The organism is Embleya sp. NPDC020886, from assembly GCF_044333915.1.
Lineage (GTDB): Bacteria > Actinomycetota > Actinomycetes > Streptomycetales > Streptomycetaceae > Embleya.
This window is the reverse complement of sequence record NZ_JBIRRX010000030.1, coordinates 18,351-31,190: the sequence shown is the minus strand read 5'-3', so window position 1 is coordinate 31,190 and position 12,840 is coordinate 18,351. Positions and strand designations below refer to the sequence as shown.

The 12,840-nt window shown below is 72.4% G+C and carries 10 protein-coding genes; 2 read left to right on the top strand and 8 right to left on the bottom strand.

Annotated features, from left to right (window positions below; translation table 11 throughout):
- Window positions 1-98 precede the first annotated feature (98 nt).
- The 8 genes from mnhG to ACH4U8_RS45315 all read right to left on the bottom strand — a co-directional run bounded on the left by mnhG (window position 99) and on the right by ACH4U8_RS45315 (window position 10,818).
- Entirely contained in the window at window positions 99-458 is a 360-nt protein-coding gene (gene mnhG, locus ACH4U8_RS45350) for a monovalent cation/H(+) antiporter subunit G (protein ID WP_360320424.1), read from the bottom strand.
- A 1-nt stretch (window position 459) separates the two neighbouring features.
- Entirely contained in the window at window positions 460-723 is a 264-nt protein-coding gene (locus ACH4U8_RS45345; protein ID WP_360320421.1) for a monovalent cation/H+ antiporter complex subunit F, read from the bottom strand.
- Window positions 720-1,289: a Na+/H+ antiporter subunit E gene (locus ACH4U8_RS45340; RefSeq protein ID WP_395784543.1), complete on the bottom strand. Its 570-nt coding sequence runs from the start codon at window positions 1,287-1,289 to the stop codon at window positions 720-722. Before ACH4U8_RS45340 ends, ACH4U8_RS45345 begins: the two co-directional genes overlap by 4 nt.
- Entirely contained in the window at window positions 1,286-2,857 is a 1,572-nt protein-coding gene (locus ACH4U8_RS45335; RefSeq protein ID WP_395784541.1) for a Na+/H+ antiporter subunit D, read from the bottom strand. Before ACH4U8_RS45335 ends, ACH4U8_RS45340 begins: the two co-directional genes overlap by 4 nt.
- Complete coding sequence (locus ACH4U8_RS45330) at window positions 2,854-3,642, bottom strand: Na(+)/H(+) antiporter subunit C (RefSeq protein ID WP_360320412.1); 789 nt, start codon at window positions 3,640-3,642, stop codon at window positions 2,854-2,856. Before ACH4U8_RS45330 ends, ACH4U8_RS45335 begins: the two co-directional genes overlap by 4 nt.
- On the bottom strand, window positions 3,639-6,566 hold the full coding sequence (locus tag ACH4U8_RS45325) for a Na+/H+ antiporter subunit A (protein ID WP_395784539.1): 2,928 nt from the start codon (window positions 6,564-6,566) through the stop codon (window positions 3,639-3,641). Before ACH4U8_RS45325 ends, ACH4U8_RS45330 begins: the two co-directional genes overlap by 4 nt.
- A gap of 129 nt (window positions 6,567-6,695) precedes the next feature.
- Window positions 6,696-7,052, bottom strand: coding sequence for an arsenate reductase family protein (locus ACH4U8_RS45320; protein WP_379988031.1), 357 nt, complete (start codon window positions 7,050-7,052; stop codon window positions 6,696-6,698).
- 460 nt (window positions 7,053-7,512) lie between these two features.
- On the bottom strand, window positions 7,513-10,818 hold the full coding sequence (locus ACH4U8_RS45315; protein ID WP_395784537.1) for an AfsR/SARP family transcriptional regulator: 3,306 nt from the start codon (window positions 10,816-10,818) through the stop codon (window positions 7,513-7,515).
- 151 nt (window positions 10,819-10,969) lie between these two features.
- On the opposite strand from ACH4U8_RS45315, the gene ACH4U8_RS45310 reads away from it, so the two are divergent.
- Window positions 10,970-11,998 carry an NADP-dependent oxidoreductase gene (locus ACH4U8_RS45310; protein ID WP_395784535.1) on the top strand — a complete coding sequence of 343 codons (1,029 nt, stop codon included), beginning with the start codon at window positions 10,970-10,972 and terminating at the stop codon, window positions 11,996-11,998.
- 44 nt (window positions 11,999-12,042) lie between these two features.
- Window positions 12,043-12,687, top strand: a complete 645-nt coding sequence (locus tag ACH4U8_RS45305) for an NAD(P)H oxidoreductase (RefSeq protein WP_395784533.1) — start codon at window positions 12,043-12,045, stop codon at window positions 12,685-12,687.
- The last annotated feature ends 153 nt before the right edge of the window (window positions 12,688-12,840 follow it).

Here is a 12,840-nt window from a genome sequence, read left to right as displayed (position 1 = left end):
GGACGTGCGGGCCCCGACGGGCCCTCGGTCGACGGTTGTCTCGTCCCGGGTATCCACCGAACCGACTCGCCAACCTCACGCATCGGAGTGAAATACGACTATCCGTTCGCGCTCCTCGGGTCGATCCCGTCCGCGAGTTCGTCGACGGCCAGGTCCCCGGTCGGCAGTTGCGGCAACCGGTACACCGCGCGGCCCACCAGGTGGGTCGCCACCGGAACGGTGGTCAGTTGGAAGAACGCCACCATCACCAGCATCCCGATGTCGATCCCGTGCCGCAGCCGCAACCCCAGGCCGAGCGTGACCAGCAGCAGGCCCAGGACCTGCGGCTTGGCCACGGTGTGCATCCGCGACAACGTGTCCGGGAAGCGCAGCAGTCCCACCCCCGCGACGAACGCGAGCGCGCAGCCCACGAGCAGGCACACCGCGGACGCGCCGTCGGCGAACTCGCCGGCCCGCACGTCAGTCGCCCTCGCGCGCCGAGAAGCGCACGATCGACACCGAACCCAGGAAGCCGACCAGGGCCAGGGCGAGCAGTACCGGGACGGTCGTGGTGTGCCGATTCAAGGTGGCCTCCGCGGCGACCGCGGCCAACATCACCGCGAGCAGCATGTCCACCGCGACCGCCCGGTCCAGCGTCGATGGCCCGCGCACGAGCCGGATCAGGGCGAGCACCGCAGCCGCGCCGAGCAGCACGATCACGGTGCCGCCGATGAGCGGATTCATGAACCACCTCCGGGAGTTCCGGTCGAACGGGCACGTTCGGCGCGGGTGCCGAACGCGGCGAGCACACGGGCCTCCAGGCGCACCACCGCCCGCCGCGCCGCTTCGACCGAGGCAGGCGTGTCGGCGCCCAGCGCGTGGATGAACAACACGGTGGGCCGACCTTGGCGAATCTCGATCACGATGCTGCCGGGCATCACGTTCAACGCCAGTACGGTCAGGGTGAGCAACAGGTCCGAACGCGAGGCCAATTCGACCCCCACCACCGAGTTGCGCGGCAACCGCCCCGGCCACAGCGCCTGCCAGGCGACCCGCAGCGAGGACACCACCAGGTCGAGCACGAACAGCACCACGAACCGGACCAGTCCCCACGGCCGGAAGGCCAACCCGTCGTGCGCCGGCGGCAACGGCAGCAGCACCGACGACAACACCGCGATCACGAGCCCGGTGAGCAGGTTGGCGACGGTCAGGGTGCCCCACAGCGCGACCCACACCGCGATCAACCACCCGACCAGCAGCGGCGAGATCCGTCGGGTCCGAGGCCGGCTCCGGAACCGGCGCACGGTCACCGACCCGACCCTCGGGCGAACCCGCCGGGCAGCGGCACGGCGTCGATATAGGCGACCCGATCCACCAGTTCGCTGCCCGTGCGCTCGGTCAGCGCGACGAGCGGCCCGGCCAGCACGGTGAACGCCACGCCCAACGTGACCAGCGCGCAGGTCGCCAGCGTCATCGCGCGCGGCAGCACACTGCTGGTGGCCGCGACGTCGCGTCCGCTCAGACTCGCGCCGAAGGAGTACGCGGTCGCCCCCGAGGTGTCCGGCGAACTGCCGAACACCTGCCCCCACACCCGGGCCATCGCGTACAACGTCAACAAACTGGTGGCCACCGCCGCGCCGATCAACAGGTATGACGCCACCGAACCGATCTCCGCTCCCGCCCGCAACAACAACCACTTGCCCAGGAAGCCGGACAGCGGCGGGATCCCGCCCAGGTTCATCGCGGGTACGAAGAACAACACCGCGAGCGCCGGCGACATCCGCGCCAGCCCGCCCAGTCGACCCAGGTCGGTACTGCCACCGCGCCGCTCGATCAGCCCGGTGACCAGGAACAGCGAGGTCTGCACGGTGATGTGGTGGACCGCGTAGAACACCGTGCCGGCCAGGCCCGCCGCGCTCGCCAGCGCGATCCCGAAGACCATGTACCCGATGTGGCTGACCAGTGTGAAGGACAACAGCCGGTTCAGGTCGCTCTGCACGATCGCGCCCAGGATGCCGACGATCATCGTCGCCGCGGCCACCACGAGCAGCAGTTCGCGCAATCGCCCGTCCGGGAACAACAACGTCTGCACCCGGATGATCGCGTACACCCCGACCTTGGTGAGCAGTCCGGCGAACACCGCGGTCACCGGCGCGGGCGCGGTCGGGTACGAGTCGGGCAACCACGCGGACAGCGGGAACACCGCCGCCTTGACCCCGAATCCGATCAACAACATCGACTCCAGGACCAGTTGCACGCCGGGGTCGACCTCGGGCAGCCGCACCGCGAGCTGGGCCAGGTTGACCGTGCCGGTCGCCGCGTACACCATCGCGATCGCGGACAGGAACACCACCGAGGACAGCAGGCCGACCACCACGTAGCCGGCGCCCGCGCGCACCCGGGCGGCGGTGCCGCCGACGGTCAGCAGCACGTAGCTGGCCGCGAGCAACACCTCGAAGCCCACGTAGAGATTGAACAGGTCGCCCGCCAGGAACGCGTTCGCCACGCCCGCGACCAGGATCAGATAGGTGGGGTGGAACACCGACAGCGGCGTGGCCTCGTCCTCGTCCGCGCGGCCCTGGCCGATCGAATAGACCAGCACGCCGAGGGTGACCGCGCAGGAGACCACCAGCATCAGCGCGGACAACCGGTCCGCCACCAGCACGATCCCGGTCGGCGCGGGCCACCCGGCCATCCGGGCCACCACCGGGCCGTCCCGATCGGCCGCCACCAGCAGGGCGATCGCCACGCCGAGCACGGCGGTCAGCACCCCGACGCTGATCAGCCGCTGGCCGCGCGGCAGTCGGCCGCCGATGGCCGGCTTGAGGCCGGCGCCGAACAGCGGCAGCAGGACCGGGAGCGGCACCAGGTGGTTCATCGCGCGGGCCGGTCCCGACCCCGCTCGGGACCGGCGGGTTCTCCGGCACCGCGCGGGAACTCGGTGTCGGGCACCGCGTCCACCACACTGTCCGCGCGGGCCACGGCCGCCCGTTCGGCCCGCGCCTGCCGATTCAACTCGCGCCGCGCCCGCCGGAACCTGGCCCGCAACTCGGCCTGTTGGATCCGGTGTTCGGACTTGATCCCGCGCAGTCGCCGGCGCAGTTCCGCGCGTCGTTCGCGGGCGATCCGCTGCGCCTCCGGTCGACCGCCGTGCCCGTTCCGGTCCACCCCGAGTCGTCGGCACTCGGCGTCGTAGTTGGCCCGGGCCTCGATCCCCAGGCGCCGCACCACCGCCCGGCGATCCGCGGTCTGCCGGCGCAACTCCCGTCGCAGTCGCCGATGTTCGCTGCGCAGGTCGCCCCGCTCGGCGCGGCGGGCCACCCGCAGGTCCTCGGTGTCGTCCTGGATCTCGTCGGATCCGGTCAGTTCCCAGTGTCGATGCACCATCGACAACACGAACGCGGTCACCGCGAGCGTGATCACGATCGCGGTCAACACCATCGCCTGGGGCAGCGGGTCGTTCATCGCGAACGGCAGCGTCACCCCCAGCACCGGCGCGCCGCCCGCGCGACCGCCGCCGGCGAGCACGATCAGGTTGGCGCCGTTGCCGATCAGCACCACGCCGAGCAACACCCGGGTCAGACTGCGTTCGAGCACCAGGTAGACCCCGGCGCCCACGAGCACGGCGGCGGTCAGTACCAGGATCATGGTCGGGCTCTTCATACGATCACCGTTCGTTCGGCGTCCCGGTCCCGGGTCTGTTCGATGCGTCGGTCCAACTCCGCGCCGAGCGCGCTCAGTACGTCCTGCACGAGGCCGACCACGAGCAGGTAGACGCCGATGTCGAAGAACACCGACGTCGCGATGTGCACGTCGCCGAAGGGCGGCAGCGTGGCGTCCAGCACCGTGCTGCGCAGCACCGAGCCGCCCGCGATCAGGCCGACCAGGCCGACGCCCGCGCCGATCACCAGGCCGGTGCCGAGCAGCCGGCCGGGGGGCAGCGGCGCGGCCTCGGCCAGTTCGTACCGCCCGCCCGCGAGATAGCGCACCAGCAGGGCGAGTCCGGCGGTGATGCCGCCCGCGAACCCGCCGCCCGGCGTGGAGTGTCCGCTGAACAGGAAGTACAGGGACAACACCAGGACGGTCGGGAACGCGACGCGCGCGACCACTTCGAAGAGCACCGTGCGCCGCTCGGGGGCGAGTGTGTCGGCGGCGGCCAGCCAGGGCATCCGCGCCGGCGGCGGGGTGGGGGCGGGCGCGGGTGCCGCGGGGCGGTAGGCACTGCTTCCGGTGGTACTTCCGGCGGTGCTCCCGGGGCCGCTTCCGCCGGGCTCGGCCGGTTCCGGGGCGCGGTCGCCGAGTCGGGGCAGGCCGCGGTCGCGGCGGACGAAGATCAGACTGGTCACGCCGATCGCGGCGACCGCCAGCACGGAGATCTCGCCCATCGTGTCCCAGGCGCGGATGTCCACCAGCAGCACGCTGACGATCTCCTTGCCGCCCGCCTCCTTCGCGGCGGCGGCGAACACCCGGGACACCGGCGGCCGGGTCCGGGCGGCGAACGCGGAGACGGCGACGCCCGCGAGCACCGCGCCGGTGAGTACGCCCAGGGCGATGTGCACGGCCCTGCGGCCGGGCCGGGTGGTTCGGGCGAACCGGCGCGGGAGTCGGCGCAGCACGAGCAGGAACACCACCACGCTGACCGTCTCGACCAGGCCCTGGGTCAGGGCGAGGTCGGGAGCGCCCTGGAGCACGAACAACGTCGCGCAGCCGTAGCCGGTGACGCCGACCAGGAGCACCGCGGGCAGCCTGTCCCGGGTGCCGGCGGCGATCAGCGCGGTGCCCATGACGAGCAGGCCGACCACGATCTGCGCGGCCGAGTCCGACCAGCGCGGCGAATGCGGGAACGGCAGCGGGAGGTTGCCCAGCGCGGTCGCGGTGGTGATCGCGATCAGGCTGAGCAGGATCACCCCGAGGTAGACCGGCATCGAGCCGCGTTGGGTGGTGCCGGTCAGTTGCAGCGCACCCCGGTCCACACCGTGCACGAGCGCGTCGTACAGGCGCGAGGGTTCGATCCGGGCGGTGGCCGATTGCAGGCGAAGCACCGGTTCGCGGGCCAGGAACAGCCCGATGCCCACGCAGATCGCGACGGCGGACAGGGTCAGCGCGGTACCCGGGCCGTGCCACAGGGCCAGGTGGTAGTCGGATCCGGTGGACGGGAACAGGTCGGCGTACGAGGAGATCCAGTGGTCCAGCGACTGCGCGGCGAATCCCAGGGCCGGGCAACCGACGCCGAGCAGGGCGGCCGGGCCGAGCAGCAGTCCGCCCGGCGGTTCGCATCGGGTGTCGGCCACGTCGGGTTTGCGGGCGAAGGCGCCCCAGACGAAGCGCAGGCTGTAGGCGGCGGTCAGCGCGGACCCGGCGACCAGCACGCCGAGCACGATGGTGTCGGTGCGCCCCCGGTGCAGGAACGCCTCGTAGACCGCTTCCTTGGCGACGAATCCGACCATCGGTGGCAGTCCGGCCATGGACAGCGCGGCCACCACCGCGACCAGGCAGGTGATCGGCATGGTCCGGGCCAGGCCGGAGAGTCGGCGCAGGTCCCGGGTGCCTGCCGCGTGGTCGATGACGCCGACCACCAGGAACAGCGTGGCCTTGAACAGGGCGTGGGCGACCAGCATCGCGATCCCGGCGAGCGCCGCGTCCCGGTTGCCCGCGCCGGTGACCACGATCAGCAGGCCGAGTTGGCTGACCGTGCCATAGGCGAGTACCCGCTTGAGGTCGTCCTCGCGCAACGCCCGCCAACCGGCCAGGAGCAGCGTCGCGCAGCCGGTGATCAGCACGATCGGTCGCCACGGCGCGAGTTCGGCGAATCCGGGGGCCAGCCGGGCGACCAGGTACACGCCGGCCTTGACCATCGCGGCGGCGTGCAGGTAGGCACTGACCGGGGTGGGCGCCGCCATCGCCGCGGGCAGCCAGGAACCGAACGGCACGATCGCCGACTTGGACAGCGCGCCGACCAGGATCAGCACGATCGCGGTGGTGACCACGGTGCCGCCGGGCGGGGCGGCGAGGATCTCGGAGAGCCGGTAGGTGCCCGCCTTCTCGCCGAGCAGGATCAGGCCGACCAGCATCGCCAGGCCGCCGAACGTGGTCATGGTCAGCGCCTGCATCGCGGCCCGGCGCGAGCCGCGGTGTTCGCTGCGATGGCCGATCAGCAGGTAGGAGAAGACCGTGGTCAGCTCCCAGAACACGTACAGCAGGATCAGGTCGTCGGTGGTGACCAGGCCGATCATCGCCCCGGCGAAGGCGACCAGGACGCCGGCGAACGCGCCGAGCCCGGGCTCGTCGGTGGCGAAGTAGCGCGCGCAGTAGACCAGGACCAGAACTCCCACGCCGGCCGCGAGGAAGACCATCAGCAGCGCGAGCGCGTCGCAGCGAAACGCCAGGGAGACGCCGAGTTCGGGAATCCACTCGCGCGATTCGAACTCGGGCCGGCCGTCGAACACCGAGCCGGCCCGGGCGAACGCCCACCCCGTGGTCGCCGCCGGCAGCGCGGCGAGCACGAGGAAGGCGTTTCGCCCGAGGCGGCGGACCAGCCACGGGGCGATGGCCGCGACCACGAAGTACGAGGCCACCGAGAAGATCATGACGTCAAGGTATGCGGCAATACACCTAAATCACCTTAACCAGACAAATGTCTCGCGTTTTCCACCCGCTCCGCCGAGCGCCGACCACATCCTTCGGACCATCGAGCCGCCCGGCTCGGGTCGGCATCGTCAATCCAGAACCGAGCGGACCGCCTCCGGCGTACGGGCCACCACGGCACTGCCGTCGTCGGCGGTGATGATCGGCCGCTGGATCAAAATCGGGTGCTCCGCCAACGCCGCGATCCAGCGCCCCCGTTCACCCGCCTCCCGCGCCCACTCCCGGAGCCCCAACTCCCCCGCAACCGCCTCCCCGGTCCGCACGATGTCCCACGGCTCCAGCCCCAACCGATCCAACACCGCCTCCAACTCGACCACCGTCGGCGGCTCCTCCAAATAGCGCCGCACGGTGTACTCGGCCCCCTCGGCATCCAACATCGACACCGCCGACCGACACTTCGAACAACCAGGATTGATCCAAATCTCCATAACCCCCGACCGTACCCCCCACCCACCACCACCCAACCCAACCCACAACCCCACCCCACACACCCCCACCCCAACCAACCACCGACCCACCCAACGCACGAACCCACCCCAACCCAACCAACCACCAGCCTGGCCGGCGCTTGAGGCCACTCAGCCCCGCCGGCGCTTGAGGCGAAACAGCCCGGCCGGCGCATGAGGCCACCCAGCCCGGCCGGCGCTTGAGGCCACTCAGCCCCGCCGGCGCATGAGGCCACTCAGCCCGGCCGGCGCTTGAGGCCAACCCAGCCCCGCCGGCGCATGAGGCGAAACAGCCCGGCCGGCGCATGAGGCCACCCAGCCCCGCCGGCGCATGAGGCGAAACAGCCCGGCCGGCGCATGAGGCCAAAACAGCCCGGCCACGCAACACAACGCATCGGACTGCCCCGACGCGGCCCCGCAAGTCGAAGGACAACCTGAGCCGTCAGACGCCGCCCTCGTCCGGCCCACCAAAGGAGTCGGCCCCGGCAGCGAAGGCACGCGTGTAGGCCGAAGGGCCAAGGCGCTCCCGGGCCGCCGCCACGATCCGCGTCACGTCGCCGAGTTCGCCGGCCGGCAACGGCGCACCGATCGAGGCACGGAGCGCGTCCGCGCGACCCAGCAGGGTGGCCGCCTCCGTGTGCCGACCCGAGATCGCCTCGACCCCGGCCAACCCCTCCCACGCCAGCGCGACCGCACGCGGATCGCCGGACGCCCGAGCCGCCGCGAGCCCCTCGGAGTGCGACGCCCGCGCGCCGACCGCGTCCCCACGCAGTTCGGCCACGAAGCCCAACTCGGCCAGCAGCAGCGTCACCCCGTAGAACGGCACGCCGTAGTCCTCGTGCAGCCGACGATTCCACTCCAGCGCATTGCGCAAGTGCCGCTCGGCCGCCCCCAGGTCGCCCGCCCGGCGCGCCCCCAGCCCGAGCCCGACCTCGGCGAACTCCTCGGCGAACCGGTCCGACTGCTCGACCGCGAGCCGCCGCCCACGCTCGTGGAACTCCTCGGCCCGCACGAAGTCACCGCGCAACAGCGCGATCCGACCGAGCCCGGACCACCGGTACGACACATCCGTCCACAGGCCCAACTCCTCTGCCCCGCGCAGCCCTTCTCGATGCAGCTCGGCGGCGCGGTCGTACTCGCCGGACACCTCGGCCAGATAGGCCAGTTGGTCCGCGGCCTGGACGATGCCCCACCGCTCGCCCAGCGCGGCGAACCGGGCCGCCGCGTCCTCCGCCGCCGTGCCGGCCGCGACCAGGTCGGCGCGGAACATCGCCGCCTTCGCCCGGCCGGTCAGCGCGGCGGCGATGCCCCACGCGTCGTCCGCCGCGCGGAAGCCCGCGAGGGCTCGATCGATCAGGGCGCCGCCCGCATCCGCATCGCCCACATGCAGGTGCGCCAGGCCCAGGAACCATTCGGCCCGGGCCCGCCCCGCCGCGATCCCGTCGAAGGCCCGCAGCGCGTCGCGGCTCTGCCGCACCAGGTCGCTGCCGTCCCCGATCAACATCGCGAACCCGGCCCGCCAGGCTCCCGCCGCCGCCCGAACCGGATCCCGCCCACCGGCGCCCGCACCCGCACCGACCGCCAACGCCGCGTCCAACGCCCGCCACGCCTCGCGGTAGCGCCCCCGCAGGAACCGGTACCACGCGGCCCCACCCGCCAGCCGCAGCGCGAGCCCCGCATCCGCGCGCCGCACCGCGCCGTCCAGCGCGGCACCCAGGTTCGCGCTCTCCGCGTCCAGCCGGATCAGCCACTCACGCTGATCGGGGCCGTACAAACGCGGCCCGGCATCCTCGACGAACTCGGCCAGACAACCGTCGTGCCGTCCCTGTACCGCGTCGAACTCACCCGCCGCGTGCAAGTGTTCCACGCAGTACGCGGCGACGGACTCCAGCAGCCGATACCTCGGCCCGTACCGCCCCTCGACCACCACCACCAACGACCGGTCCACCAAGCGCCCGACCAGATCGAGCACGTCGGCACGCGCCACGTCGGTCCCCGAACAGACCGCCTCCGCCGCCTCCGCCGCACAGCCGTCCACATGGATCGCCAACCGACGCAGCACGATCCGCTCCGCCTCGCCGAGCAGTTCCCAGCTCCAGTCGATCATCGCGCGCAGCGTCTGCTGCCGGGCCGGCACCCCGCGCCGACCCACGCCGAGCACCCGGAACCGGTCGTGCAATCGCGCCGCGAGCCCGTGTACGCCGAGCCCGCGCACCCGGGTCGCAGCCAGTTCCAGGGCCAGCGGGATGCCGTCCAGCCTGCGGCAGATCGCCGCGATCGGGTCCGCCGTATGCCCGTCCAGGACGAACCCGGGAGCCGCGGCGGCGGCACGGGCCACGAACAGCCGCACCGCCGTGGACTCGGCCAACGCCGCCGGTCCCGCCCCGGCGGCCGGCAGCATCAACGGCCGCACCACACACAGCACTTCGCCGCCGACGGTCAGCGGCTCCCGACTCGTGGCCAGGATCCGCAGTCGCGGAGCGGCGCGCAGCAGCAGATCGGCGAGTTCCGCGATCGGTTCGATCACGTGTTCGCAGTTGTCCAGGACCAGCAACAGCGCACGCCCGCGCAGCGCGTCCGCCAGCCGGGTCCGCGACTGCGCCGCACGATGCCCGGCACCGGCCGCGACCTCGTCCCGGATGCCCAGCGCGGAGGCGATGGCGTCGGCGAGGTCGTCGCCGCTCGGGTCGCGCCGACCGGCGAGTTCGACCAACCACACCCCGTCCGGTAAGGCCGGGTCGTCGACCACCCGGGCCGCACTCTCCAGCGCGAGCCGGGTCTTGCCGACGCCGCCGGAACCGGTCAGGGTCACCAGGCGGGCGCTCCGGAGCAGCCCGTCCACCTCGGCCATCGCGTCTTCGCGACCGACCAGTTCGGTCAGCGCGGCGGGCAGGTTGCTCCGCACCCGCGCCGGCACCGCTGTGCCGACGGGCGCTGCAATCGCGCCGGTCGCGCCGATCGCCGCACCGACCTGCCCCCGGGCCGGCGTCACGACCGGAGCCAGGCTCGGATCCTGGGCCAGGATCGCCCGATGCAGCGCGGCCAACTCCGGCCCCGGGTCCAGGCCCAGCTCCTCCGCCAACCGCTCGCGCAGCTCGGCGTACCCGGCCAACGCCTCCTCCTGGCGCCCGGACCGGTACAGCGCACGCAGGTGCACCGCGCGCAGCCGCTCGCGGACCGGATGCAGCGCGACCTGTTCCCCCAACTCGTCGGCGAGCAGCGTGTGTTCGCCCAGTTCCAGACGCACCTCGGCGTAGTCCTCGACGACCGTCAGCCGCTGCTCGTCCAGCCGGGTGATCGCCGCGCGGGCGAACTCCTCGTCCCGGAAGTCGGCGAACGCCGGCCCCCGCCACAGCGCGAGCGCATCCGCGAACAACCCGGCCCGGACGCGCACATCGACATCGGCCCGCGCCTGCGCGGTCAGCCCGACGAACCGATCCGCGTCGACGGCGTCCGTGTCCACCCGCAGTTGATAGCCGGGAGGGCGGAAGGCGACCAGTTCGCGGCCCCCGGGCTCGGCCGCCTCCAGCGCCCGACGCAGTTGGGAGACCTTGGTCTGCAACGTATTGGCCGGATTGCCGGGCGGGTCCGCACCCCACAGATCCTCCACCAGCAGGTCCGCCGAGACCGGACGACCGCGGTTCACGAGCAGGTCCGCGAGCAGCGCACGCACCTTCGACTCCGGGACCCGAACCGGCCGGCCATCCGCGGTCCACACCGCCAGCGGACCCATCACCCCGAAGCGCATGACGCCACGTTAGCGCAGGTCAGCCGGGCTCTGATGGTTGCCCGCCGGCGCCCGTGCGTGGACCCGCAGCATTCCGTGCGCGGCCGACGGCACTCTCCTGTCATCGAGTTCGGAACGGCCGAACGAGACACACCGAACCGGGAGCCACACCATGTCCGTCACCACCTCCCCCGTCACCACCGGCCGCGAGATCCGGCTGGCCTCCCGCCCGGTGGGCACCCCCACCGCCGCCGACTTCGAACTGGTCACCGCCGCGATCCCGGCCCTGGCCGAGGGCCAGATCCTGGTCCGCAATACGTGGATGTCGGTCGACCCGTACATGCGCGGTCGCATGGACGACGTCGAGTCGTACATCCCGCCGTTCGAACTCGGCGCCGTGCTGGACGGCAGCGCGGTCGGCGAGGTGATCGCCTCCCGCGCCGACGCGATCCCGGTCGGCGCGACCGTGTCGCACTTCGCCGGCTGGCGGGAGTACGCGGTCGTGGACGCGGCGACCGCAATCGTGCCGGACATCTCCTCGGTACCCGCCCAGGCGTACCTCGGTGTCCTGGGCACCACCGGCCTGACCGCGTACGCGGCGCTCACCGAGGTGGCCCCGGTCCGCGAGGGCGACACCGTGTTCGTCTCCGGAGCGGCGGGCGCGGTCGGCAGCGTGGCCGGCCGGATCGCCCGCAAGCTGGGCGCGGCCCGGGTGATCGGCTCCGCCGGCGGCCCGGTCAAGGCCGCCCGGTTGCGCGACGGGTTCGGCTACGACGTCGCGCTGGACTATCGGGCCGGCGCGATCGCCGACCAACTCGCCCAGGCGGCGCCCGAGGGCATCGACGTCTACCTCGACCACGTCGGCGGCGACCACCTCGAAGCGGCCATCGCGAACGCCAGGGTCGGCGCCCGGTTCGCCCTGATCGGCGCGATCAGCGGCTACAACGCGACCGAGCCGGTGCCCGGCCCGAACAACCTCTTCCTCGCCTACACCCGGCGCCTGAACCTGCGCGGCCTGTTGGTCACCGACCACTTCGGGCTGTTCCCGGAGTGGACCGAGCGCGCCATCGGCTGGCTCGGCGACGGTTCGCTGCACGCCGAGGAGACCGTGTTCGAGGGCATCGAACAGGCTCCCGCCGCCTTCCTCGGCGTCCTGAACGGCGCCAACACCGGCAAGATGCTCGTCCGCCTGACCGACTGACCCCTCGCCCGTCCCCCGTTTCCACCACCGAAAAAGGCCACGCCATGACCACCGAAGCGCCGCACGCCCTCGTCGTCCACGCCCACCCGCGGGCCGACTCGTTGACCGCCCGGGTCGCCGCCCGGGTCCGGGCCCGGCTGTCGGCCGACGGCCACACCGTGGACGTCCTGGACCTGCACGCCGACGGGTTCGATCCGCGGATGACCGTCGAGGACGAACCCGACTGGGCCGACCGGGACAAGGTCTACAGCGCGGAGGTACGCGCGCACATGGCCCGGATCGAGGCGGCCGACACGATCGTCGTGGTCTTCCCCGTGTGGTGGTTCGGCCTGCCCGCGCTGCTCCAGGGCTGGATCGACCGCGTCTGGAACCACGGCTTCGCCTACGGCCGCAGCCGCCCACGACTGGCCGGCAAGCGCATGTTGTGGCTCGGCCTGACCGGCTACTCGCACGAACACTTCGCCAAGGGCGGCTGGGACGACCTACTCGACCGCCGCCTACGCATCGGCATCTCCGACTTCGCGGGCATCGAAGAAACCCGAGTCCACCTCTTCCACGACACCATCGCCACCGGCGCCCACACCACCCCCCTCCTGACCGCCACCGAATCCGCCCTGACCACCTTCATCCACCCCGCCCACCCCCAACCCACCCACCCTCAAAGCCGGTTCACCCCCACCGACGCTTGAGCAACCTCGGCCGAGGCCACCCAGCCCCGCCGGCGCATGAGGCGAACCAGCCTCGCCGGCGCTTGAGGCGAACCAGCCCCGCCGGCGCTTGAGGCGAACCAGCCCCGCCGGCGCTTGAGGCGAACCAGCCCCGCCGGCGCTTGAGGCGGCCTC